The organism is Geodermatophilus sp. CPCC 205761, assembly GCF_051383655.1.
In the GTDB taxonomy this organism is placed as follows: domain Bacteria; phylum Actinomycetota; class Actinomycetes; order Mycobacteriales; family Geodermatophilaceae; genus Geodermatophilus.
This window is the reverse complement of sequence record NZ_JALPKQ010000049.1, coordinates 12,284-36,158: the sequence shown is the minus strand read 5'-3', so window position 1 is coordinate 36,158 and position 23,875 is coordinate 12,284. Positions and strand designations below refer to the sequence as shown.

At 76.3% G+C, this 23,875-nt stretch carries 23 protein-coding genes and 1 riboswitch; of the genes, 13 read left to right on the top strand and 10 right to left on the bottom strand.

Going from position 1 to position 23,875, the window contains the following annotated elements; all coding sequences use genetic code 11:
• A partial coding sequence (locus MY526_RS22620; protein WP_436705132.1) for a CoA transferase occupies positions 1-863 on the top strand: 863 nt, incomplete at its 5' end.
• A gap of 84 nt (positions 864-947) precedes the next feature.
• A complete protein-coding gene (locus tag MY526_RS22615) occupies positions 948-1,355 on the top strand; it encodes a PepSY domain-containing protein (RefSeq protein ID WP_436695077.1) in 408 nt (135 codons plus the stop codon).
• A 3-nt stretch (positions 1,356-1,358) separates the two neighbouring features.
• On the opposite strand, the gene MY526_RS22610 is transcribed toward MY526_RS22615, so the two are convergent.
• Both MY526_RS22610 and MY526_RS22605 read right to left on the bottom strand, forming a co-directional pair.
• The gene (locus MY526_RS22610; protein WP_436695075.1) at positions 1,359-1,964 is read right to left on the bottom strand and encodes a class I SAM-dependent methyltransferase; all 606 of its coding nucleotides are present in this window, start codon (positions 1,962-1,964) and stop codon (positions 1,359-1,361) included.
• Complete coding sequence (locus MY526_RS22605) at positions 1,957-3,342, bottom strand: DNA polymerase IV (protein WP_436705131.1); 1,386 nt, start codon at positions 3,340-3,342, stop codon at positions 1,957-1,959. Before MY526_RS22605 ends, MY526_RS22610 begins: the two co-directional genes overlap by 8 nt.
• A 145-nt stretch (positions 3,343-3,487) precedes the next feature.
• On the opposite strand from MY526_RS22605, the gene MY526_RS22600 reads away from it, so the two are divergent.
• On the top strand, positions 3,488-3,934 hold the full coding sequence (locus MY526_RS22600; RefSeq protein ID WP_436695071.1) for a DUF6220 domain-containing protein: 447 nt from the start codon (positions 3,488-3,490) through the stop codon (positions 3,932-3,934).
• 13 nt (positions 3,935-3,947) lie between these two features.
• Here MY526_RS22600 and thiD read toward each other — a convergent pair whose 3' ends face one another.
• The 4 genes from thiD to MY526_RS22580 form a co-directional block, all read right to left on the bottom strand.
• Positions 3,948-4,754, bottom strand: coding sequence for a bifunctional hydroxymethylpyrimidine kinase/phosphomethylpyrimidine kinase (thiD, locus tag MY526_RS22595; RefSeq protein WP_436705130.1), 807 nt, complete (start codon positions 4,752-4,754; stop codon positions 3,948-3,950).
• A gap of 35 nt (positions 4,755-4,789) precedes the next feature.
• The gene (gene thiE / locus MY526_RS22590; protein ID WP_436705129.1) at positions 4,790-5,446 is read right to left on the bottom strand and encodes a thiamine phosphate synthase; all 657 of its coding nucleotides are present in this window, start codon (positions 5,444-5,446) and stop codon (positions 4,790-4,792) included.
• Positions 5,443-6,240 (bottom strand): hydroxyethylthiazole kinase, encoded by a 798-nt coding sequence (gene thiM, locus MY526_RS22585; RefSeq protein ID WP_436705128.1) that lies wholly within the window; start codon positions 6,238-6,240, stop codon positions 5,443-5,445. The genes thiE and thiM overlap by 4 nt, the downstream gene beginning before the upstream one ends.
• Positions 6,233-6,326: riboswitch (TPP riboswitch) on the bottom strand. Its footprint overlaps the gene before it by 8 nt.
• Positions 6,327-6,412: 86 nt before the next feature.
• Positions 6,413-8,146, bottom strand: coding sequence for a helicase (locus tag MY526_RS22580; RefSeq protein ID WP_436705127.1), 1,734 nt, complete (start codon positions 8,144-8,146; stop codon positions 6,413-6,415).
• A gap of 71 nt (positions 8,147-8,217) precedes the next feature.
• Here MY526_RS22580 and MY526_RS22575 point away from each other — a divergent pair, with 71 nt between their 5' ends.
• A complete protein-coding gene (locus MY526_RS22575; protein WP_436705126.1) occupies positions 8,218-9,063 on the top strand; it encodes an alpha/beta fold hydrolase in 846 nt (281 codons plus the stop codon).
• Between the two features lie 12 nt (positions 9,064-9,075).
• Here MY526_RS22575 and MY526_RS22570 read toward each other — a convergent pair whose 3' ends face one another.
• Positions 9,076-9,546: a nucleoside deaminase gene (locus MY526_RS22570; protein ID WP_436705125.1), complete on the bottom strand. Its 471-nt coding sequence runs from the start codon at positions 9,544-9,546 to the stop codon at positions 9,076-9,078.
• A 145-nt stretch (positions 9,547-9,691) separates the two neighbouring features.
• Positions 9,692-10,906: a DUF222 domain-containing protein gene (locus tag MY526_RS22565; protein ID WP_436695057.1), complete on the bottom strand. Its 1,215-nt coding sequence runs from the start codon at positions 10,904-10,906 to the stop codon at positions 9,692-9,694.
• Positions 10,907-11,241: 335 nt separating this feature from the next.
• Between MY526_RS22565 and MY526_RS22560 the strand changes: the two genes are divergently transcribed.
• Genes MY526_RS22560 through MY526_RS22550 form a run of 3 tightly spaced genes read left to right on the top strand, consistent with a single transcriptional unit; the run spans position 11,242 to position 12,808 of the window.
• A complete protein-coding gene (locus MY526_RS22560) occupies positions 11,242-12,099 on the top strand; it encodes a helix-turn-helix domain-containing protein (protein WP_436705124.1) in 858 nt (285 codons plus the stop codon).
• Positions 12,096-12,491: a VOC family protein gene (locus MY526_RS22555; RefSeq protein ID WP_436705123.1), complete on the top strand. Its 396-nt coding sequence runs from the start codon at positions 12,096-12,098 to the stop codon at positions 12,489-12,491. Before MY526_RS22560 ends, MY526_RS22555 begins: the two co-directional genes overlap by 4 nt.
• Positions 12,488-12,808 (top strand): MmcQ/YjbR family DNA-binding protein, encoded by a 321-nt coding sequence (locus MY526_RS22550; protein WP_436705122.1) that lies wholly within the window; start codon positions 12,488-12,490, stop codon positions 12,806-12,808. The genes MY526_RS22555 and MY526_RS22550 overlap by 4 nt, the downstream gene beginning before the upstream one ends.
• 139 nt (positions 12,809-12,947) lie before the next feature.
• Here the strand turns inward: MY526_RS22550 and MY526_RS22545 are convergent, their stop codons facing one another.
• Entirely contained in the window at positions 12,948-15,386 is a 2,439-nt protein-coding gene (locus tag MY526_RS22545; protein ID WP_436705121.1) for a helicase-associated domain-containing protein, read from the bottom strand.
• An 89-nt stretch (positions 15,387-15,475) separates the two neighbouring features.
• Between MY526_RS22545 and pgm the strand changes: the two genes are divergently transcribed.
• From pgm to MY526_RS22525, 4 genes are all read left to right on the top strand, one after another.
• Positions 15,476-17,110 carry a phosphoglucomutase (alpha-D-glucose-1,6-bisphosphate-dependent) gene (gene pgm / locus MY526_RS22540; protein WP_436695047.1) on the top strand — a complete coding sequence of 545 codons (1,635 nt, stop codon included), beginning with the start codon at positions 15,476-15,478 and terminating at the stop codon, positions 17,108-17,110.
• Position 17,111: 1 nt separating this feature from the next.
• Positions 17,112-18,194, top strand: coding sequence for a M20 family metallopeptidase (locus MY526_RS22535; protein WP_436695046.1), 1,083 nt, complete (start codon positions 17,112-17,114; stop codon positions 18,192-18,194).
• Positions 18,195-18,370: 176 nt separating this feature from the next.
• A complete protein-coding gene (locus MY526_RS22530) occupies positions 18,371-18,991 on the top strand; it encodes a TetR/AcrR family transcriptional regulator (RefSeq protein WP_436695044.1) in 621 nt (206 codons plus the stop codon).
• Between the two features lie 34 nt (positions 18,992-19,025).
• On the top strand, positions 19,026-21,287 hold the full coding sequence (locus MY526_RS22525) for an MMPL family transporter (protein WP_436695042.1): 2,262 nt from the start codon (positions 19,026-19,028) through the stop codon (positions 21,285-21,287).
• A gap of 15 nt (positions 21,288-21,302) precedes the next feature.
• On the opposite strand, the gene MY526_RS22520 is transcribed toward MY526_RS22525, so the two are convergent.
• Positions 21,303-22,190, bottom strand: a complete 888-nt coding sequence (locus MY526_RS22520) for a diguanylate cyclase domain-containing protein (RefSeq protein ID WP_436695040.1) — start codon at positions 22,188-22,190, stop codon at positions 21,303-21,305.
• 136 nt (positions 22,191-22,326) lie between these two features.
• Here MY526_RS22520 and MY526_RS22515 point away from each other — a divergent pair, with 136 nt between their 5' ends.
• Positions 22,327-23,262 carry a hydroxymethylglutaryl-CoA lyase gene (locus MY526_RS22515; protein WP_436695038.1) on the top strand — a complete coding sequence of 312 codons (936 nt, stop codon included), beginning with the start codon at positions 22,327-22,329 and terminating at the stop codon, positions 23,260-23,262.
• A 30-nt stretch (positions 23,263-23,292) separates the two neighbouring features.
• On the top strand, positions 23,293-23,814 hold the full coding sequence (locus tag MY526_RS22510) for a flavin reductase family protein (protein ID WP_436695037.1): 522 nt from the start codon (positions 23,293-23,295) through the stop codon (positions 23,812-23,814).
• Positions 23,815-23,875 lie beyond the last annotated feature (61 nt).

The window sequence follows — 23,875 nt, the reverse complement described above, 5'->3', positions numbered from 1 at the left end:
CGGCGCCGGCCTGGGCGGGGTCCGAGCCGGGGCGGGCGGTGGCCGCGGCGCCGCTGATCGGCCTGCGCCGCGCCGTCGGCGGGCCGCTGCGCCGGGCGGAGCTCGCCGGCCTGCGGGTGCTCGACCTGACCCGGGTCATCGCCGGGCCGGTCGCCACCCGCACGCTGGCCTCGCACGGGGCCGACGTGCTGCGGATCGACAGCCCGAGGCTCGCCGAGGACCCGGGTCAGCTGGTCGACACCGGCCCGGGCAAGCGGCACGTGCTCCTCGACCTCGCGGCGGCGACCGACCGGCGGACGGTCGAGGAGCTGCTGGCCGGCGCGGACGTCGTCGTCCAGGGCTACCGACCCGGCGCGCTGGCGCGGTTCGGCGTGGCCCCCGCGGCGCTGGCCGAGCGGCACCCGCACCTGGTCGTCGTGGGCCTGTCGGCGTGGGGCAGCACCGGCCCGTGGGGCGGCCGGCGCGGCTTCGACTCGCTGGTGCAGGCGGCGTCCGGCATCGCGCGGGAGTGCGGCACGGACGACCGGCCCGGCGCGCTGCCCGTGCAGGCGCTCGACCACGCGACCGGCCACCTGGCCGCCGCCACCGTCCTGGCCGCGGTGGCCCGGCAGCGCGAGGAGGGCGGCGGCTGGCACGGGGAGCTCTCCCTCGCCCGGACGGCGCACTGGCTGCTGGGCGCACCACGGCGGGTCGAGTCGGCGGACGGACCGGCGGACGGGCCGGTCGACCCGGCGCACTTCCTGATGTCGCTGCCCGCCCCCGGCGGCGTCGTCACGCTGGTCGCCCCGCCCGGGTCGCCGCCGTGGTCCGCGCCGGCCGCGTTCGTCGAGGGTCGGCCGGAGTGGCATCCGCGGCCGGATTGACAGCTCGTTCACAGCCGTTGGTGGGACCCTCGTCCCCCACGGGGGCTCGTCACCGTCGACAGACAGAGCGCACGGGAGGTCGTCATGAGTGGCGGCGTGCAGCAGCAGGTACCACCGGGGCGCGCGCGGGCGCGCGGCTGGATCCGATCGGCGGCGCTCGTGTTCGCCGGCCTGGTCGCCGGCGGCGTCATCGCCGGGACCCTGGTCGCCAACGCCGCCTTCGACGGCCCGCGTGACGGGACGTCGTTCAGCCGGGACGACCGGCACCACGACGGCGACGGCCACCACGACGAGCAGCCCCTCACCGGCGAGACCGCCGAGCAGGTGCGCGCCGTCGCGCTGGACGAGTACCCCGGCGCGACGATCCGGCGGCTGGAGACCGACTCCGACGGCGTCTACGAGGCCCACCTCGTGACCTCCGACGGCCGGCGGGTCACCGTCGAGGTCAACGCGCAGTACGAGATCACCGGGATCGAGCGCGGCGGCCGGTGACGCTCAGGCCGGGCGGAGGACGGCGACCAGGAAGTCCGAGGCCGGCGTGAACGGCCGCAGGTCCCAGGTGGACAGCAGGAGGTCCGGCGTCCACCCGGCACTGCGGACGTCGGCCAGGAACTCGTCGAAGTCGTAGCCCCGCCCGGCCCCGAACCCGATCGCCGCCCGGCCGTCGGCGGCGACGTGCGCCCGGAACCCCCGGAGGACGGCGAGCCGGGTGCTCGGCGCGACGAAGGCCATCACGTTCCCGGCGCAGACGATGGCGTCGAACGGACGGAGGATCCCGAGCGCCGGCAGGTCCAGCTCGGCGAGGTCGCCGACCAGCCACCGGGGGCCGGGGTGGTCCTCCTCCGCGGCGGCGACGAGCACCGGGTCGACGTCCACGCCCACCACGTCGTGCCCGACCGTGGCGAGCCAGCCCCCGACCCGGCCCGGGCCGCAGCCGGCGTCGAGGACGTGGGAGCCGCGGGGCAGCATCGCGTCGACCAGCCGCGCCTCCCCGGCGAGGTCGAAGCCCTGGGCGGCGAGGTCCCGGAACCGCTGCACGTAGGCCGCCGAGTGCTGCGGGTCCTCCTGGGTCATCCGCACCCACACGCTCTGCTCAGTCACCGGTCGCCTCCACGGCGTCGATGGTGGCTGATCGCCACTCCGGTGGCTCGGCGGGGTGCAGGGCGGGATCGTCGGCGGGCAGCGTGCGGACCGGCCCCGGCGCGGTCAGCGGCCCCTCGAAGCGCACCGTCACCCGGCCCAGTCCCCGGCCCCACACCCAGCCGGAGCCCAGCTCGTCGTGGCAGACGTCCTGGCCCGGCCACCAGCGGGACACCGGCGCCGGCGGCTCCGGGGCCGCCTCGGGGGCCTCGGCGGGGGCCGGCTCGTCGTCCGGCAGCTCCGGGTCGTCGTCGGCGGCGAACAGGTCGCCCTGCGCGTAGAGGGAGAGCCCGGAGACGCCGACGCCGAGCAGCCGCAGCCCGCCCTGGGTGCCAGTCTCGGCGAGCAGCCGCCGCGCGATCGAGGCGATCACCCGGGCGTCGTCGGTCGGGTGGGGCAGGGTCTGGGAGCGGGTGAGCGTGGTGAAGTCGTAACGGCGCAGCTTGAGCGTCACCGTGCGGCCGGAGTACGCCGAGCCGCGCAACCGCCCTGCGACCCGCGCGGCCATCGCGTCGATCTCCCGGCCGAGGACGGCGACGTCGGTGAGGTCGCGCTCGAACGTCTCCTCCTGCGAGACCGACTTCGCCCCGCGCTCGGCCACCACCGGCCGGTCGTCCTCGGCGCGGGCCAGCGCGTACAGCCCCGTCCCGTGCGCCCGGCCGGCCAGCGCGACCAGGTCGGACAGCGACTTGGCGGCCAGGTCGGCCACGGTCCGCACCCCGACCTGGTGCAGCCGCTCCGCCGTCGCCGGTCCCACCCCGCCCAGCCGGGTCACCGGCAGCGGGTGCAGCACGTCCAGCTCGGACCCGGGCGGGACGACGACCAGGCCGTCGGGCTTGTCGAGGTCGGACCCGATCTTGGCCATGAGCTTCGACGAGCCGATGCCCACCGAGCCGGTCACCCCGCCCGTCGCCTCGGCGATGCGCTCCTTGAGGCGGCGGCCCAGTTCCGTCACGCCGTCCACCGACAGGTCGTGCCCGGGGTGGCCGGGGGAGGTGACCGCGAGGTCGACGTAGGCCTCGTCGAGGGAGGCCGGCTCGACCAGCGGGGAGAGCTCGCGGAGCAGCTCCATGACGACGTCGGAAGTGCGGCGGTAGGCGCCGAACCGGCCCCCGAGGAACGCCGTCCCGGGCGGGCAGCGCCGGCGGGCCTCGGCCGTGGCCATCGCCGACCGTGCGCCGTACGCCCGGGCCTCGTAGGACGCCGTCGCCACCACGCCGCGGCCCCCGACGCCGCCGACGACCACCGGCCGGCCGCGCAGGGACGGCTTGTCACGCTGCTCGACCGCGGCGAAGAACGCGTCGAGGTCCAGGTGCAGGATGCTCGCCTCCCGCCGCACGCCCGCACCTCCTCGTTCGATCGCCCGGTCCCCCCATCGTCGCCCGTGCGGACGGTGACGCGCGGCGGGAAGCGGGCCCCTCCGGTTCTCGTTGACCGCCTCCGCGGCGGGTCCTAGCTTCGGTGGCCCGTGCCTGGAGGCCGCCGTGGCAGAGCCCCTCGACCAGTCGACGACCGCGACCGCGCCGGCCCGTGGGGCGCCGTCCGCCATGGCGACGGCCTACCGGGTGGTCCTGGGCGTCTTCCTCCTGCTCGGGGTCGTGCAGATCTTCCTGGCCGGGCTCGGTGTCTTCTCCTTCTTCGGCAGCGGGCCGGGGTTCGAGCCGCACCGCACCGTGGGCTTCATCATGTCCGGGGTCGCGCTGCTGGTGCTCGTCTTCGCCGTCCTCGCCCGGGCCGGTGCGCGCGCGATCGGCGTGGCCGCGGTGCTGTTCCTGCTCGCGGCCCTCGGGCAGAGCCTGCTGGCCGTGCTCGGTCAGGACAGCGCGTACTGGGGCGGGCTGCACGCCGTGAGCGGGCTGCTGATCCTCGGCCTCGCCGGCTTCCTGCACGGCACGGCCGGGCGCGCACCGGACGGGGGCGCCCGGCGCTGACCGGCCGGGGGCCTCAGCCCGGCCAGATCCCGGCGAAGTGGTGCACCGGACCGTTCCCCGAGCCGATGCCCAGGCCCTCGCCACCGGCCAGTGCCGCCTGGAGGTAGTCGCGGGCCCGCTCCACGAGGGGCAGCCAGTCGCCGGCCCCCTCGCGGGCGGCGAGCGCGGCCAGCGCGGAGGACAGCGTGCAGCCGGTGCCGTGCGTGGCCGTCGTCGCCATCCGGGGCCGCCGGGTGGGCGTCGCGCCGTCCGCGGTCACGAGGACGTCGATGCTCTCGTCCCCGCCGAGGTGGCCGCCCTTGACCAGCACGGCACGCGGCCCCAGGGCCAGGAGCGCGTGCGCCTGCTCCACCATGCCGTCGAGGTCGGTCGCCGGCGGCCGGTCCAGCAGGGCGGCCGCCTCGGGGACGTTCGGGGTGAGCAGGTCGGCCACCGGCAGCAGCGCGGTGCGGACGGCGTCCACCGCGGCCTCGTCGATCAGCCGGTGACCGCTGGTCGACACCATCACCGGGTCGCACACCACCGGGCCGCCCGGGCGGCCGGCGAGCGCGGTCGCGACCGCGCGGACGACCTCGGCGGTGCCCAGCATCCCGAGCTTCGTGGCGTGCACGGTGACGTCGTCGAACAGGGTGCGCAGCTGGAGGCCGACGAACTCCGCGGGGACGGCGTGCACGCCGGTGACCCCGCGGGTGTTCTGCGCGGTGAGCGCGGTGAGGACCGCCGTTCCGTAGGCGCCGAGCGCGCTGAAGGTCTTGAGGTCGGCCTGGATGCCCGCACCGCCGCTGGGGTCGCTGCCGGCCACGGTCAGGGCGACGGGCACGGCGGGGCGGTCTCCCGTCCCCTCGGGCCTGCTGCTCACCGGCGCGCCGCCGTGCCCAGGGCGGTGCGGAGCCCGCGGGCGGCCGCCTCCGGATCGCCCGCCGCGCAGATCGCCGACACCACGCAGGCCCCGTCCACGCCCGTCTCGGCCACCGCCGCGGCGTTTCCGGCGTCGACGCCGCCGATGGCCACCGCGGCCAGGTCCCCGGCGTGCGCCGCCGACGCGAGCGCGCGGGTGCCGGCGGGCCCCAGCGCGGGGGCGGCGTCGGGCTTGGTGGCGGTGGTCCACACGGGGCCGATGCCGACGACGTCCACCGTGCCGGCGGGCAGCGCCAGCACCGCGTCCAACTCCGCCTGCGACGAGACGCTCACCCCGACCAGCCGCTCCGGCCCCACCAGCGCCCGGGTCTCGGCCGGCGGCAGGTCGTCCTGGCCGACGTGCACGCCGTCGGCGCCGGTGAGGAGGGCGACGTCGACGGCGTCGTTGACGAGCACGGGCACGTCCGGCCGGCCGGCCAGCGCGGCCTGCACCGCACGGGTGAGCGCCAGCAGCTCGCGGCGCGGGGCGGTCTTGTCCCGGACCTGGACGGCGGTGACCCCGCCGGCCACCGCCGCGCGGACGACGTCGGCGACCGGCCGCGGGCGGCACAGCGCGGTGTCGGTGACCAGGTAGAGCGTCCAGTCGACGGTCACGGCTCCTCCCGGACGTCGGCCCGGGCCAGGGAGTCCCCGTCGATGGCGTCGAGGGCGTCCAGCCACGCGGGCGCGAAGGTGCCCGGCCCGTCGGCGAGGTCGGCGGCGATCTCGGCGGCGAGCGCGACGTGGGCGTGCGCGGCGACGGTGCCGAGCAGCGCGTCCCGGGTGGCGGCGACGTACGCCGCGACCAGGGCGCCGAGCGCGCAGCCGGCGCCGGTGGTGCGGGTCAGGAGAACCGAACCGCCCCCGACGCGGACGGTCCGCCGTCCGTCGGTGACCAGGTCGACCTCGCCGCTGACGGCGACCACCCCGCCGGTGCGGCGGGCCAGCCCCGCGGCGGCCGGGGCGGCGTCGTCGGCACCGGCGGTGCTGTCCACCCCGCGGCCGCCGGCGCCGGCGCCGGCCAGGGCCATGACCTCCGAGGCGTTGCCGCGCACGACGGTGGGCTGCAGCTCGACCAGCTCGGCGGCCAGCTCGGTGCGGTAGGCCAGCCCGCCGACGGCGACCGGGTCGAGGACCCAGGGCGTCCCGGCCGCGCCGGCCGACCGGGCGGCGCGCCGCATCGCCTCGGCGGTGCGGGCGTTGACCGTGCCCACGTTGACCAGCACGGCCGACGCGACCGCCGCGAAGTCACCGGCCTCCTCGGGCGCGTCGACCATGGCCGGCGCCGCGCCCGCCGCCAGCAGCGCGTTCGCGGTGAAGGCCTGCACGACCGTGTTGGTCAGGCAGTGCACGAGCGGGGTGGTGGTGCGCAGCGCCGCCCGGGCCGCGCGCAGAACGTCGGCGTCCACGCCGTGACATCCCTTCGCCAGTACGAACTGGAGCAGGTTCGACGGGTGTGCTCTCAGTCCCCTGCGGGACACCCCGTGCCACTTCCCCGCCGAACCTAACAGCCGGTTCCGGCCGCTTGCTCTGGCCGCCGGTCCCGGCCGCCGGTCCTGGCCGCCGGTCCTGGCCGCCGGCTCAGGCGTCGGTGAGCGCCGCCGGGGGGAGCCAGTCGGCCTCGAGCAGCTCGGCGATCTCCTGGAGGGAGGACGTGTCCGCGCCCGCCGTCGAGCCGCTGACCGCCAGCCGCTCCACCATCACCCGCGCGACCTGCTCCTCCACGGTGTCCTCGGCGAAGGCCACCCGCCACGGCGAGACCTGGCCGTCGCGGTGCGTGCGGCCGGTGACCTGCCGGGCCTGGATGCCGGAGAAGCGCGGCTGGTGGAACAACCCGACCCGCGGGACGGCGGAGGCCGCGGCCCCGCTGGGCAGCAGCTCGCCGGCGTGCAGGCTGATCGACGCCGTCACCGTGAACACGCAGACCGGCGCGGCCCCGGTCTGGAAGCGCAGCCGCTCGGCCTCGACGTCGAACCGGTCGCGGCCGTAGATGCCGGCCACCGGGATCCCGGAGTCCAGCAGCGCCTCGCGGATCGGGTCGGCCGCCGTCTCCACGAACTCGACCGACACCGCGACCTGCCGCTCGGCCTCCACCTGGGCCTTCACCCAGTCGACCGTGGCCTGCGCCCGGATCAGCCCGGCCTTCTGCCGGAAGCGCAGCAGCGCCGCCCGGCCCCGCGCGGTCTGCCGGCCGCGGCGGGCCAGCTGCATCTCGGCGCGGCACTCGGCCCACTCCGACTCGTAGGCCGCCCGCTCGGCCGGCGTCAGCGCCACCGGGGTCCCGGTCACCGACACCGGCCCCCACGGCGCCGGCCGGTGCAGCGTCGCCGGCGGGTTCGTCCCGGCCAGCCAGCCCTGCAGCCGCGCGAGGTCGGCCCGGCGCTCGTCGGCGTCCTCGGTCCACGCCCAGCCGTAGCGGCCACGTTCCACGTGGAACCGGTGCTCGTCGAGCTTCTTCGGCAGGTCCGACCACTCGCGGAGCGGCTCGCCGTGCTGCTGGGCGAACTGGGGCGCGAGGTAGGGCAGCTCGAGCGGCGTGTGCGCCGGGGTGGCGGTGGCCGCGATGACGAACGGCGCGTCCTTCACCCGACCGGCGCCGGAGACGGCCTTCCAGTGCTTCCACCGCTGCGTCGTCGTGTGGCGGACCATGTGCGCCTCGTCGGCGATGACGACGTCGAACCGCAGCTTGGCGACCTTGGCCAGCCGGTCCCAGGTGGTCACGCACCAGCGCAGCCCGCCGTCGCCGAAGCCGGCGATCGAGCGGGTCCAGTGCGGGATGGTGATGGCGGCCGGCCGGTCGGCCACCACGAGGACGGTGCGCCCGCCACGCTGCGCGGCCACCTCCCGGGCGGCCAGGACGGCGGTGCCCGTCTTGCCCACGCCGGGGTCGTCGCCGAGCAGGAAGACGCGGTGCCCGGCCTTCGCCGAGGCGGCGATCGCCGCGGCGCCGGTCAGCTGCTCGTCCCGCGGGTGCATGGGCCGGCCCGCGGGCACCGGTCGCGGCGTGGGGTTGAGCTCGTCCTCGAGGAAGCGCTCGAAGGTGTACGGCGGCGGGTCGTAGGGCGCCAGCTCCGGCGGCAGGTCTCGGCCGACCCAGACGTGCGCCTGCAGGTCCGCCCGCCACTGCGCGCCGGGCGCGGGTGCCCGGAAGGGGACGGCGAGCACCCACACCCGCTCCCCCGGGCCGGCGACCGGCCGTTCGGGCGCGGGCTTGGCGGTCCGCTTGGTCGCCGGCTTGCGCCGGGTGGTCGTGCTCGTGCTGGTTCGGGTGGTGCTGGTCGAGCGGGTCGTCGTCCGGCGGCGCCGTCCGGGCATGGGTGTGCTCCCCCTTCGTCGAGCCGTCGACGGTAGGTCGACCGGACGACAGGATCTGGTGGAATCGCCGGGTGACGGCGAACTCGGAGGAGCGGCTGCACGCGCGCACCGTGGGTGAGACGGGTCCGCGGGTGGTGTTCGTGCACGGGCTGTTCGGCCAGGGCAAGAACTGGACGACGATCGCCAAGGGACTGGCCGGCGGCCACCAGGTGACCCTCCTCGACCTGCCCAACCACGGGCACTCCCCGTGGACCGAGCGGGTCGACTACCTCGACATGGCGCGCATGGTGGCCGACGAGCTGGAGTCGTTCGGGGAGCCGGTGACCCTGGTCGGGCACTCGATGGGCGGCAAGGTGGCGATGCAGGTCGCGCTGCGCCATCCGGAGCTGCTGCGCGCGCTGGTCGTCGTCGACATCGCCCCGACCGAGTACCCGGTGTCCGGTGGCCGCACCGAGGACCCCGACGAGGAGGCCTCCCCCTTCGCCGCCTTCATCGCCGCGATGCGGGAGCTCGACCTGGGTTCGCTCCGGACCCGCGAGGACGCCGACGCCGCGCTGCGCTCCGTCGTCCCGAGCCGGATGGTGCGGTCCTTCCTGCTGCAGAGCCTGGTGCGCGAGGGGCCGGGGGACGGCGGCGGCTGGCGGTGGCGGCTGAACCTGGAGCTGCTGGAGCGCGACCTCGGCGCGCTGCGTGGGTTCCCCGACCCGCCGCCGGGTGCCCGCTTCGACGGCCCGGTGCTGTGGATCGCCGGCGCGAACTCGCACTACGTGCTGCCCGAGGACCGGGAGCGCATGGAGGAGCTCTACCCGTCGACCCGGCTGGTGCGGATCAAGAACGCGGGGCACTGGGTGCACTCGGAGCAGCCGGAGGTCTTCCTGGAGACGCTGAAGCGGTTCCTGGAGCGGGTCGAGCGCTGACGGAGGCCGCGGCTACTCCTCACCGATGTCCTCGCTCCAGACGTCGGGGTGTTCGGCGATGAAGCGCGTCATGAGCTCCCGGCACTCCGGGTCGTCGAGCACCAGCACCTCGACGCCGTGCTCGGCCAGCCAGTCGTGGCCGCCGGAGAAGGTCCGCGCCTCGCCGACGACCAGCCGGGAGATGCCGAACTGGCGCACCAGCCCGCTGCAGTACCAGCAGGGCGAGAGGGTGGTGACCATCGTCGTCCCGCGGTAGGTGCGCTGGCGACCGGCGGCACGGAAGGCCGACGTCTCCCCGTGCACCGACGGGTCGTCGTCCTGCACCCGGCGGTTGCGCCCACGGCCCAGGACCCTGCCGTCCGGCCCGACCAGCGCCGCGCCCACCGGTACCCCGCCTTCGGCGAGGCCTGCCCGGGCCTCCTCCACCGCGACCGCCAGCCACGACCGGGCCGTGGCATCGTCCAGCGGAACCGGGCACGTCACTGATCGCCTCCTGCCATCGATGCCGTACTTCTCTCGGCCCTGGACTGCTACGAGCCGGGACGAGCGTGGCCGGACAGCGGCGGGTCCGGCAACCCGCGCGGCGGAGGGCGGCCGGGCGGCTGGGCGGCCGGGCCTGGCCATGGCCTCAGGGGCCGGCGCGGATGAGGACCTCGCTCCCGTCGGGGCGCCAGGTGTGCCAGTGGCCGCTCCCGGGATCACGGGTGACGGTGAAGCCGCCCTCGTGGCAGGCGGTGTGGTGCCGTTCACAGAGCAGCGCGCCGTTGTCGCAGGAGGTCGGGCCGCCGAATGCCCAGTGGACGACATGATGGACGTCGCACCACTCGGGCGGGGCGTCGCAACCGGCGAAGACGCAGTGACCGTCGCGGACCTCGACCGCCCGCCGGATCGCCGCGCCGGCCGTCCGCTGCGCACGGCCGACGTCGAGGGGCAGCCCGTCCGGACCCGTGATGACCCGGACCACGCCGGCGTCGCAGGCCAGGCGCCGAGCCGTCTCCGGCGTGATCGGCCCAGCCCAGCCCAGCTCGCCGCCCGCGACGCCCGGCGCACCGCGAGCGGCGGACAGGGAGTGCCAGTCGACGGTGACCCGCACGTGCGGCCGCTCGCCGCGGACGTCGGGCAACGAGCCCCCGTCGAGAGCGCCGCGGGCGAGGGCGACCAGGGCGTCGGCCTGACGCTCGGCGTGGCCGCGGGTGTCGCCCGCCGGGCGGTCGCCGTTCATGAGCGCCGCCAGGGCGGTGTGCAGGTACTCGCCGCCCACCGCGTCCAGTTCGCCGCGCAGGTGCACGCGGCCGTCGAGGCCGGAGGCCATCGTGAACCGGCGGCGGGTGTCCGCCGCGTCGTCGAGGGAGCCGTCGGGATCCACGCCGGCGACCCAGCGTGCAACTCCCCGAGCCGTCTCGTCGGGCGTCGTCTGCCGGGCCAGGTCGGCGAGGATCCGGTCGGTCTCCCCCAGCGCGATACCGAGCCCTTCGGCCCTGGCGACCCGGCCAGGGGTCATCGCGCGGGTGATGACACGGGCGTGGTCTGCGGTGATCTCACCGGCGGCGAAGGCCGCGGCGGTGGCCGGCAGCTGCTCGAGCCGGCGCCCTGACGACACCACCGCCGTTGCCTCCGCAGGCGACAGCCGGCAGCTGCCCCGCAGCCAGCTCCTCATCGACACCGCTCCGTCGCGTCGGTAGGCCCTCCGGTGGTCGGCCACACGGACGGCCGACGTCAGCGCGGCGGCGACCCGGTTGGCGGCGGTCGACAGCTCACCGACCAGGTCGAGCAGGGACGCATCGGACAGCTCGCCGAGATCGGTGTCGACCAGCCCCTCCAGGGCGGAGCGCAGTTCGGACACCCGCCCTCCTTCCGTACCGGTGTCGGTTCGACGAGTCGAGCGCAGGCCGCCGGTAGGACAGAAACCGCAGTTCAGCGGCCAGTTCGACGCGTCCAGCCGAGCACGCGCGGACCGTCGGCACCAGGCGGGAGCCGCACCTGTGGACGGCGGACCCGCCTGTGGACGGGCGAGAGCGCGGCGTCGTCCGTCGCTGGTCTGATCTCGGCCCGAGAGAGGAGTCCTCATGCCGTGGTCGATCGATCAGCGGGCTCGACCGGTACCGGTCCGGACGTCCACGCACGGGTGGCGGCGTGGAGGCGCTGGAGCGCCGGGCGTCGCGCTGCCATCCTGGGTCCGTGACCAGCGAGTTCGTCGGGTACCGGCCACCCCCGGCGCTCCGCGGGCTGGTGGCGGCGGCGGTCGGCTACCGGCAGGCGGGGCTGCCGCCGGGCGTGCACCGCGGGCTGCCCTCGCCGTTCCTCACCGTGGTCCTGCCGATCGACGCTCCCCTGGTGGTCTGCGCGCACGCCGACCCGCGGCAGCCGGGGGGCACGTTCGAGACGGTCCTGGGCGGGCTGCACACCCGGCCGGCGCTGATCGCCCACCCGGGTCGGCAGGAGGGCATCCAACTGGCCCTGACACCGGAGGGTGCCCGCGTGCTGCTGGGCACCCCCGCGGCGGCGCTCGCCTCGGTGGACGTGGGCCTGGACGACGTCCTCGGCGTGCGGGTCACGGCCGAGCTGCTCGACCGGGTCCGGGAGGCGGCCGGGTGGCCGGCGCGCTTCGCCACCGTGGAGGAGTTCCTGCTGGACCACCTCGCCACCGACTCCCACGCGGCGCCCGAGATCGCCGAGGCGTGGCGGCTGACGGTGGACGGCGGGGGACGGCTGCGGGTGGCCGAGATCGCCGCGCGGGTGGGCTGGTCCGAGCGGCACCTGACCACGCAGTTCCGGTCCGAGACCGGACTGGGGCCGAAGGAGGCCGCCCGCGTCGTGCGGTTCGACCGGGCCCGACGGGGGCTGACCGCCCGCGTCGCAGCGGGAGGCCGTCCCGACCTCGCCGGTCTCGCGGCGGCGGCCGGGTATGCCGACCAGTCCCACCTGACCCGCGACTGGCGGTCGTTCAGCGGGCTGTCCCCGCTGCAGTGGATGGCCGCGGAGTTCGGATTCGTCCAAGACGACGCCGCCGTCGGCTCGGCAGGCTCGGCCGCATGACGACACCCGCTCCCACCGTCTGGCCCGCCGTCCGCGCGGACGACGCCCCCGCCCTCATCCGCTTCCTCGTCGACGTCCTCGGCTTCGAGGAGACGCTCGTCGTCCGCGACGGTGCCCTGGTGGTCCACGCCGAGCTGGCCTGGCCTCCCGGCGGCGGCGTGATGCTCGGCTCGGCCCGCGACGACGGTCATTGGCCGGTCGACGCCGGTGTCACCGGCGCCTACCTGGTCACCGACGACGTCGCGGCCGTCTGGGACCGTGTGCAGGCAGCCGGCGTCGAGGTCCTCCGGCCGCTCGCCGACGTGCCGTACGGCGGCAAGGAGTTCTCCGTCCGGGACCCGGAGGGCAACTCGTGGAGCGTCGGCGACTACCGCGGGCACCCCAGGTCGTGACGCCCGACGACGTCCGCGCGCTGGCCCTCGCCCTCCCGGAGGTGACCGAGGCGCCGCACCACGGGCGGCCCGCGTTCCGGCTCGGGACGACGGTGCTGGCGACCCTCTGGGACCAGGACACGCTCAACGTCATGCTCGACGAGGGCGAGGCGCGGGCGGTCGAGGGCGGTCCCTGCAGCCTCCTGTGGTGGGGGAAGAAGTTGAACGGCGTCCGGGTGGACCTCACCGGCGCCGCCTCCGACCAGGTGGCCGAGCTGCTCGAGGAGGCCTGGCACCGACGCGCCCCCGCGCGCCTGCGGCAGTCGCGCGGCGACTAGGTCACCGTGGCGTCCGGGCCACCCGGATCCCAGGTCCCCCGCGGCCCCGCGGCCACGCAGGTCCCGAGTCACCCGCGGCCCGCGGCCCGGGGCCCGGAGGCCCGCGGCCCGGGGCTCGCGCCCCGCGCCGCCACGCCGCTCACGGCGCGGGCAGCACGCGCAGCACGCCTGACAGCGAGAAGACGCGCTCGTCGCCGCGGAGCTCGCACCAGGCCTCCAGCACGTGGCCCAGGACCTCCGGTGCCCGGATCACCCGGTCGGTCACGGCACCGGAGGCCGCCCGGTAGACGATCGACACCCGACCGCCGGAGCCGACCGCCTCGGCCAGGAGAGCGAGTTCGCCCGGGGTGAGGTGCGGCGCCGCTCCCGCCAGTCCCGGCGGGAGCGGGTCGGCCGGCGGCTCGGTGCGGGCGCCGTCCAGCAGGGCACGGGCGACGTCCGCGACCGGCGGTGGGACGACGGTCAGCCGCGGCCGGGCCGGCGCGACGGCGTCGTCGATCCGCCGGGCCGCGTCGCGCGCCGCATGGCGGGCCGCGGCGGCCTCGGCGGTCCCGCGCGGCGGCTCGGCGTCCGCGACGGGCAGGTACCCCGCCGCGCGCAGGGCGGCCAGCGTGACGTCGGGCGCGGCGCTCGCGGCCAGCACCGTCGGGCCGACCTGCCGCAGCCCGAGCCGGCCGAGGCGCCGGTCGGCCAGGACCTGGGCGACCAGGGCCTCGTCGACCCCGGTCAGCACGCAGGCGGCCGCGGTGACGCGGAGGTGCCCGTGCCGGCGGGCGACATCCTGCACGAGGTGCACCAGCGGCTGGGGCAGGTCGCGATCGGTCACCTCCCGCAGCGCGGTCACCAGGTCGTCGCCGGTCCGCCCCGCGTCGAGGGCCCGCCGGATCGTCGGCGGGCCCAGCCGCCAGATCACCCCGGCACCGGTGCTCTCGCGATCGGCGCACGAGTCGAGCACGGCGGCGAGGGACGCCGCTGGTGAGCCGGTGGCCACCGCGGTGAGGTCGGATCCGAACCGGACCGTCGCCACCCGCGCCGGCAGCACGCCGTCGGCCCACCGGCGCAGTCCGGCCTCGTCCCCGGCCAGCAGGGCCCGGCCGACCGCGCTGATCGCACCGGCGCCGACCACTCCGACCAGGTGCAGCTCGGACCAGAGGGTGTCCAGCGGCGCCGACTCGCCGGGCACCGTGTGCGCCGCCGGCCGGCTCCAGAGCGCCGCGGCGCGCAGCGCGGCGGGGTCACCGGCCGCTCCCCCGGGCACGGCCGCGGTGGCCGCGAGGAGGGTCCGGCGGGTGGCGGCGCAGCCCCGGCAGGGCACCTGGGCCCCGAGCGCGGGGACCGGCCTGCCGTCACCGTCCCGAGCCCGGGTGGCCATCGCCTCGTGTCGCCACCAGGCGAGTACCAGCGGCACGACCTGGTCGGCCGGCTCGCCCGCGGCCCACTCCGCGGCGAGGGTGGTCGGCTCGATGCCCGACACGCCGCTGCGGACGAGCCCCGCAGCGCGAGCGGTCTCCAGCGCCAGCCGTGTCTGGGCCTCGTCCGCGCCGAGATCCTTGCCGAGCCGTCGCAGCTCCCGCACGCCGATCCCGCCACCGGCCAGGGAGGCGATCTCCTGCCGGCGCACCCGATCGAGCAGGTCCGCCACCAGCCGCAGCAGCCGGGCGACCGCCTCGGCCGCTGCGGAGTCCACGGCGGCCGGCGGCACCGCGCTGACGGCCGGGCCGGGCGGCACGGGGTCGAAGGGCGCCCGCCAGCGCTCCCCGCGGACGGCGAGTGCCACCTCAGCGGGCAGGACGCCACCCCAGCCGTGCGCGGGGGTGACCGCGAGACCGTGCTCGGCCGCCCATCGGCGTGCGGCCGTGTCCTCCCGGTACCGGTCGGGATCCCCCCAGGGCGGCTCGAGGTCGTCGTCCGAGTCGGAGATCCACCAGCGGTCCGCCGGGACCGCGACGAGGGGCCGGGAGCCGGCGCCCGGTTCCGGCCGGCCGGCCCACCGGAGCAGGCCGCGGCGGACGTCGTCGGGAGCGGTGTCGAACCGGGCCCGCACCCGCGCCGGGTCGCTGACCACGCGGACCACGTGGTCCAGAGCCTCGGCCTTGCGGGCGGGGGGCCGTTCGCCCCAGCGCCGGAGGGCCCGCTGCAGCTCGGGCAGGGTGGCCTCGGCCCAGGCCGTCCGCGCCCGTGGTCCGGGCACGCCCAGCGGGTACGGCGGCAGCTCCGCGGCCAAGGGGACGACGAGCGCACCGTCGTCCGGCCGGAGGAGGCCGCGCCGGATCAGGGTCCCGACGGCGGCACCCACCGCGTCGGTGTGGTCGGGTCCGGAGACGCCCAGGAGGTCGTCGAGGTCCGGGCGGCGCCTGCGCTCCCCCAGGGCCCGGACCGCCTCCCACACCTGTCGCTCGGGCAGGCGGAGGTCCTCGACCGCGGCGGCCACCGACGCGGCGTGGCAGATCCGGCCGGCCAGCTCCCAGAGCGTGCGTGGTGGGTACCCGGCCGCCAGGTCGGGGCGCGCGGTGAGCAGCTCGGTGAGTTCCTCGCGCGAGAAGGTGCCGAGCCACTCGGCCCATCCACGGTCGTCCACCGGCCCAGTCCACACCCTCACCGCGCCGCCGCGCGGCGTCGTCCACAGGTCGGCTCGCGGGGCGGCCCTGCCCCGGCCACGATCAGCGCATGACCGCCACCCGCGCCGGACAGCCCGCCTCCCCCGGCGACCTCGTCGACGTCGCCGCGCTGGTCACCGCCTACTACACGCGGGAGCCCGATCCGGCGGACCCGGCGCAGCAGGTGGCCTTCGGGACCAGCGGCCACCGCGGCTCGTCGTTCGACGCCGCGTTCAACGAGGCGCACATCCTGGCCACCACCCAGGCCATCTGCGAGTACCGGACGGCGCAGGGGTACGACGGGCCGCTGTTCATCGGCCGGGACACCCACGCGCTCTCCGAACCGGCGTGGGCCAGCGCGCTGGAGGTGCTGGCCGCCAACGACGTGACGGTGCTCGTCGACGCCGCCGACCGGTACACACCCACCCCGGCGGTCAGCCACGCGATCCTGCGGGCCAACCGCGGCCGGACGACCGGTCTCGCCGACGGCATCGTGGTCACCCCGTCGCACAACCCGCCCCGCGACGGCGGGTTCAAGTACAACCCGCCCAACGGCGGCCCGGCGGACACCGACGCCACGAAGGTCATCGCGGCGCGGGCCAACGAGCTGCTGCACGCCGGGCTGGCGGGGGTCCAGCGCGTCCCGTTCACCCGGGCACGGGCCGCGGCGCAGCCGCACGACTTCCTCGGCGACTACGTCGAGGACCTGCCGTCGGTGCTCGACCTCGACGCCGTCCGCGACGCCGGCGTGCGGATCGGCGCCGACCCCCTCGGCGGCGCCAGCGTCGACTACTGGGGCGCGATCGCCGATCGGCACCGGATCGACCTCACCGTGGTCAACCCGTTGGTCGACCCCACCTGGCGGTTCATGACGCTGGACTGGGACGGCAAGATCCGCATGGACTGCTCCTCCCCCAGCGCCATGGCGTCGCTGATCGGCAAGCGCGACCAGTTCCAGATCGCCACCGGCAACGACGCCGACGCCGACCGGCACGGGATCGTCACGCCCGACGGCGGCCTCCTGAACCCCAACCACTTCCTCGCGGTGGCGATCTCCTACCTGTTCTCGCACCGCCCCGAGTGGGCTGCGGACACCGCCGTCGGCAAGACCCTCGTGTCGTCGTCGCTCATCGACCGGGTCGTCGCCGACCTCGGCCGGCGCCTGGTCGAGGTGCCGGTCGGGTTCAAGTGGTTCGTGCCCGGGCTGCTCGACGGGTCGGTCGGCTTCGGCGGCGAGGAGTCGGCTGGGGCCTCGTTCCTCCGGCGGGACGGCGGGGTGTGGACGACGGACAAGGACGGCATCCTGCTCGCCCTGCTGGCCAGCGAGATCCAGGCCGTGACCGGGCGCTCGCCGTCCCAGCTGCACGCCGAGCTGACCGCCCGGTACGGCGAGTCGGCCTACGCGCGGATCGACGCGCCGGCCACCCGCGAGCAGAAGGCGGCCCTGGGCAAGCTGTCCCCGGAGGACGTGACGGCGACCGAGCTGGCCGGTGAGCCGATCACCGCGAAGCTCACCCGCGCGCCGGGCAACGACGCCTCCATCGGCGGGCTCAAGGTGGTCACCGAGAACGCCTGGTTCGCCGCCCGGCCGTCGGGCACCGAGGACGTCTACAAGGTCTACGCCGAGTCCTTCCAGGGCCCGGAGCACCTGGCGCGGGTGCAGGAGGAGGCCCGCGCCGTCGTCACGGCCAGCCTGGGCGGCTGAGGTGGCGGCCCTCGACCTGACCGCCCTCGTCCGGGAGCTGGTCGGTCGGACGACGGTCTCGGGCGACGCAGCGGCCCAGCGGGACGCGCTCGGCACCCTCACCGACGTCCTCCGGGAGCGGGCACCACACCTGGAGGTCACCGAGGGCCGGGACCCCGACCACCCCTGGACCCTGCTGCGCACCCCCACGGACCCCGCCCGGCGGCAGCTGCTGCTCGCCTGCCACGTCGACACCGTCCCGGTGCCCGACCCCGGCGCCTGGACCCGCGATCCGTTCGGCGCCGACCTCGACGGGGGCCGGGTGTGGGGCCGGGGCGGCAGCGACATGAAGGCCGGCGTGGTCGCCGCGGCCGCCGCGCTGGCCGCCGCCGACCCGGAGACGCCGGTCGCGCTGCTGCTCACCAGCGACGAGGAGATCGGCTCCAAGGGCGCCGCCGCCGCGGCCGACGCGGTCGCCGGGCAGTCGGTCGGGGCGGTCGTCGTCCCCGAGGCGACCGGCAACCAGGTCGTCCTCGGGCACAAGGGGGCGCTCTGGCTGGCCGTCCGGACGGCGGGGCGCGCGGCGCACGGCAGCACGCCCGAGCGCGGGCACAACGCCGTCCTCGACCTGGCCGCGCTGCTGGCGCGCGCCGGCGGGGCGCTGCCCTTCCGCACCGACCCGTTCCTCGGCACGGAGACGTGGAACCCCGGCGTCGTGGCCGGCGGCACCGTGCCCAACGTCGTCCCGGACCGCGCCGAGGTGGTCGTGGACATGCGCACCGTCGCCGACGGCGGCGAGCTGCTGGACTGGTGGCGGGGCCAGCCCGAGGTGGCCGACGTCGAGGTGCGGGTCGACCTGCCGCCGGTCGGCACCCCGGGCGACGACCCGTGGGTGGCCGGCCTGCCCGCGCCCGTCCGGCCCACGCCGGCGACCTACTTCACCGATGCCTCGGTGCTCGGCCAGGTGGTCGGTGGCGCCCCGATCGTCGTGTGGGGGCCCGGCACGCCCGCGGTCATGCACGCCGTCGACGAGTACGTGGAGCTCGCCGAGCTGCAGCAGGCGACGGCCGCGTTCACCGACGTCGTCACCCGCTGGACGGGCTGACCCCGGCGGTTTCCGGGGAAACCGCCGCACCGACCCCGGCGGTTTCCGGGGAACCGACGGCTCGAGCCCGGACTTTCGGCGCGGAAAGTCCAGAGGATCCACGGAGCCGGCGCGGAAGGTCCGGGAGCGGCGGGGGGCGGTTCGATACAGCGGCGTATCCGATACAGTCGTGCATCGTGACGACGACCGATCTCGACCGGCCCAAGCGCCGGCGGGCGGTCACCGTGGAACTGCTGCTGGACGCCGCCCTGGAGACCTTCGCCGAGGTCGGGTTCGCCGCGGCCAGCGTCGAGGACATCTGCCGCCGCGGCGGCTTCACCCGCGGGGCCTTCTACTCCAGCTTCCGCACCAAGGACGAGCTGTTCGCCGCGCTCTACGCGCGGGAGACCGGCCGCGAGCTGGCCCGGGTGGAGGAGCAGCTGACCGGCATCGAGTCCGAGCGGGACCCGGTCTCCGCCGCCGTCGAGCGGTGCCTGTCCACCTTCCGCGCCGACCGCTCCTGGGTGCTCGTGCACACCGAGTACGCGCTGCACGCCGCCCGCCGCCCTGAGGCGGCCGCCGCCCTGCGCGAGCACACCGCCGCCCTGCACGACCGGCTGACCGACCTCATCGAGAGCGCGACCGCCCGGGTCGGCCTGCGCCTCGCCGTCCCGGCGGGGCAGCTGGCCCGCATCCTGCTCGCCCTGCACGACGGCGTCGTCGTCGCGCAGGCCACCGACGCGGACCCCGACCGCCCCGACGACTCCCTCGAGCACACCGCGCTGCTGCTCCTGCTGCGCGCCGCCGTCTCCGGCTGACCCCGAGAACACAGAACCAGAGGACCGAGGAACCATGGCCACCCTGCTCGCCCGGCTCGGCCGGGCCGTCTACCGCTCCCGCCGGCTCGTGGCCGCGATCTGGGTGCTCGTGCTCGCCGCCGTCGTCACGGTCCTGGTGACCGCGGGTGGCGAGTTCGACGACCAGTTCACCATCCCGGGGTCGGAGTCCCAGGCCGCGCTGGACCGGCTGGCCGACCTGCAGCCGTCGGCGGCCGGGGTGAGCGCGCAGATCGTCTTCGTCGCCCCGGACGGCGCCACCGTCGTCGAGCCGCAGTACCAGGCGGCCATCGCCGAGGTCGTGGCCGAGGCGGCCCGGGCCCCGCAGGTCGCCGCCGTCGCCGACCCCTTCGTCAACCAGGCGATCTCCCCCGACGGCCGCGCCGCGCTGGCCGTCGTCGAGTACCCGGTGGCCGGTCCGGCGGAGCTGGAGGAGGGCAGCCTCGACGCCCTGCAGGAGACCACGCAGGCGGCCGCGGACGCCGGCATGCAGGTGGCCGTCGGTGGCGGCGCGTTCAGCACCACCGGCGTCGAGATCGGCCCCACCGAGTTCGTCGGCGTGGCCGTCGCCGTCCTCGTGCTGGTGCTCACCTTCGGCTCGCTGCTCGCCGCCGGGATGAACCTGCTGACGGCGATCGTCGGCGTCGCCGTGGGGCTCGGCGGGCTGCTCGGCGCCTCCAGCCTCATCTCGCTGTCGTCGACCGCGCCCACGCTGGCGCTGATGATCGGCCTGGCCGTCGGCATCGACTACGCGCTGTTCATCCTGTCCCGGCACCGCAGCCAGCTGGCCGCCGGCATGGACCCGGAGGAGTCCGCGGCGCGGGCCACCGGCACGGCCGGGACCGCGGTCGTCTTCGCCGGCCTCACCGTCGTCATCGCGCTGTCGGGCCTGTCGGTCGTCGGCATCCCCTTCCTCACCGTCATGGGCCTGGCGGCCGCGGCCACCGTGCTGGTCGCCGTCCTCGTCGCCCTCACCCTGCTGCCGGCCCTGCTGGGCTTCGCCGGCTCCCGGCTCGCGCCCCGGCCCGGGTCCCGGGCGGCCCGCCGCGAGGTGGCGCAGGCCGCGCAGGACGGGGCCGTCCCCGACCGGGCCGGCCGCTCCATGGGCGAGCGCTGGGCCCGCCTGGTCACCCGCCGTCCGCTGGTCACCGTCCTCCTCACCGTCGTCGGTTTGGGCGTGCTGGCCCTCCCGGCTGCGCAGCTGCAGCTCGCGCTCCCCGACAACAGCGCGGCCGCCGAGGACGCGCCGCAGCGGCAGGCCTACGACCTCATCAGCGAGACGTTCGGTCCGGGCCTGAACGGCCCGCTGGTCGTCCTCGTCGACGGCCTCGACCCGGCCACCGCGCGGCAGGCGGCCGGCCAGGTGGCGGCCGCCCTCGGCGGGACGCCGACCCAGGTGCCGGGCCAGTTCGAGGGCGGCCTGGACGACGTCGCCTACGCCGTTCCGGCCGTGCTACCCGAGGGCACCGCGGCGCTGGTCACCGTCATCCCCGAGAGCGGGCCGCAGGACGAGGCGACCGGCGACCTCGTCGCCGCGCTGCGCGACCTCGCCCCGGAACTGGAGGCGCAGACCGGCGCAGAGGTGTCGGTGACCGGCCAGACCGCCGTCGCCATCGACGTCTCCGACCGGCTCGACGACGCCCTGGTGCCCTTCGCGCTCGTCGTCGTCGGCCTGGCGGTCGTCCTGCTGCTGCTGGTCTTCCGCTCGGTGCTCGTGCCGATCAAGGCCGCGATCGGGTTCCTGCTCTCGGTGGCGGCGTCGTTCGGCGCGGTGGTGGCGGTCTTCCAGTGGGGCTGGCTGGGCGACGTGTTCGGCGTCCCGACGACGGGGCCGATCATCAGCTTCATGCCCGTCATCCTCATGGCGGTGCTGTTCGGCCTGGCCATGGACTACGAGGTCTTCCTGGTCTCCCGGATGCGCGAGGAGTACGTGCACGGGGCGGCGCCGCGCGCCGCGGTGCTCGCCGGTGCCCGGCACGCCTCGCGGGTGGTCGTGGCGGCCGCGCTGATCATGTTCTCGGTCTTCGCCAGCTTCGTGACCATCGACGACGTCGTGGTCAAGGCGATCGCGTTCGGCCTGGCCGTCGGGATCCTGCTCGACGCGTTCGCCGTCCGGATGACGCTCGTGCCGGCCGTCCTGGCCCTGCTCGGCCGCTCGGCCTGGTGGCTGCCGCGCTGGCTGGACCGCGCGCTGCCCGACCTCGACGTCGAGGGCGCGAAGCTGGGCCCGGTTCCGGCCGCGCCGGCCGCCCGGGCGCCCGAGCCGGCGGTGCGGTGACGAGGACGGGGCCGTTCAGCGCCGCCGGGCGCCCTTGTCGGCGTACATGGCGTCGTCGGCCTCGCGGATGAGCAGTTCGTAGGCCAGCTCGGGGTCTGTGCCGCCGGCCACCGTGCCGATGCCGACGCTCATGCCCAGCGGGATGACGACGTCGTCGACCCGCAGCGGCTCGGTGGCGGTGTGCTGCAGCCGCTGGGCCAGCGCCTCGGCGTCGGCCCGCTCGCTGTTCTCGCACACGATGCTGAACTCGTCGCCACCCACCCGGGCGGCGGTGTCGCTGGAGCGCAGCACCGACCGCAGCCGCTCGGCGAAGGCGACCAGCACCTCGTCGCCGACCGGGTGCCCGTGCTGGTCGTTGATCTCCTTGAACCCGTCGAGGTCGATGCCCAGCAGGCAGGTGGGGGTCCGCTCGCGGTGACCGCGCTCGAGGGCGTGCCGCAACCGGTCGCCGAAGAGGATCCGGTTCGGCAGGCCGGTCAGCGGGTCGTGCAGCGAGCGGTGCACGAGCGCCGCCTCCAGGGCCTTGCGCTCGGTGATGTCCTCGATGATCGCCACCACGTGCGGCGGGTCGCCGTCCGGCGTCCCCTCCACCCAGGACGACGTCACCTGCACCGGCACCACGCTGCCGTCGCGGCGGACCAGCCGGGTCTCGTGCCGCATCGTCCGGCGCCGGTGGACCAGCTCGGAGTACGCCTCGGCGGTGGACGGGGCGTCCTCGGTGTGGATGAGGTCGAGGACCGAGCAACCGTAGAGGTCCTCGGTCGTCCGGCCCAGCATGGTGGCGAACGCCGGGTTGGCGTCGACCACCAGTCCGGACGGGGTGGCCAGGAGGATGCCCATGGGCGCGTTGGCGAACGCGCTCCGGCGATCCGCCGGGGGCAACGTGCCCATCACGTTCGTCACATGGCACCTCCGTGGCGGACATCCTGCGGCAACGAGGGCACTTTCCTGCGCGTTCTCGACATGGAGGTTCCCCGAGTCGTTCCACGTGGAACCTGACGAGGAGGATGACGATCACGACCGGACGAGGAGGTCCTGCGTGAACGAGTTCGACCTGGTGCTCCCCGCCGCCGTCGACATCCGCGAGGTGGGGATGCGCGACGGCCTCCAGCTCGAGGCGCCGGTGCCCCTGGAGGCCAAGCTGGCGATGCTCGAGGCGCTGGTGGCCACGGGCGTCCGCCGGATCGAGGCGACGTCCTTCGTCTCCCCCAAGGCCGTCCCCGCGCTCGCCGACGCCGACCAGGTGGCCGCCGAGCTGTCCCGCTGGGGCGGCGTGCACTGGTCGGCCCTGGTCGCCAACCCGCGCGGCGCCACCCGCGCCGTCGACGCCGGCGTGGCCGACCTCGAGTACGTCGTGTCGGCCTCCGACGGGCACAGCCGCGCCAACGCCGGGCGCTCCACCGCCGAGGCCGTCGGCGCGGTCGCCGAGATCGCCGCCCTCGCCCACGGCGCGGGCGGCTCGCTGGAGGTGGTCATCGCCACCGCCTGGGACTGCCCGTTCGACGGTCGCACCCCGATCCCCCGCACCGTCGACGTCGCCCGCGCCGCGGTCACCGCCGGCGCCGACGCGCTGTGCCTGGGCGACACGATCGGGACGACGACGCCGCTGCGGGTGGTCCAGCTGCTCGACGCCGTCCGCCGCGCCTGCCCCGGCGTCCCCGTCGGCGTGCACTTCCACGACACCCGCGGCACCGGTCAGGCCAACGCGCTGGCCGCGGTCCAGGCCGGCGTGACCCAGCTGGACTCCTCCGTGGGCGGCCTGGGCGGCTGCCCCTTCGCCCCCGGGGCCAGCGGCAACATCGCCACCGAGGAGCTGGTCTACCTGCTCGAGGAGTCCGGCGTGCGCACCGGCCTGGACCTCGACGCCGTGCTGGCCGCCGCCCGGGTGACCGAGGAGGCGGTGGGCCACGAGCTGCCGAGCTCCCTGTACCGGGCCGGGGGCCGGTCGGTCCCCCGGCCGCAGCCGGTCGGCTGACCGGGGCGCCGCCGTGGTTGGCTGCAGGGCATGAGCGACGCGGAACCGGTGTCGACGGGCGGGGTGGAGGTCGTGGACCCGCGGCTCATGCGCGACGTGCTCGGGCACTTCGCCTCCGGGGTCACCGTGGTCACCGCGATCGCCGACGACGGGCCGATCGGGTTCACCTGCCAGTCGTTCAGCTCGCTGTCGCTGGACCCGCCGCTGGTGGTGTTCGCGCCGGCGCGCACCTCCAGCACCTGGCCGCGACTCCGGGACATCGGCCGGTTCTGCGTCAACGTCCTCGCCGAGGACCAGACGGAGGTCTCCGGCGCGTTCGCCCGGTCCGGCACGGACAAGTTCGCCGGCGTGCACTGGCGGGCCAGCCGGCGCGGGCAGCCGGTGCTCGACGACGTCGTCGCCTGGATCGACTGCGAGTTGTGGGCCGAGTACGACGGCGGCGACCACACCCTGGTGGCCGCGCGGGTGCTCGATCTCGGCGCCGACGGGCAGCGCCGGCCGCTGCTGTTCCACCGGGGCACCTACGGCCTGCGGGAGGCGTCGGAGGGCTGATCCCCCGCCGGGGGCCCCGTCCGGTTGCCAGGTGTGGGCGCGGCCGCTCCGGGAAACCCAT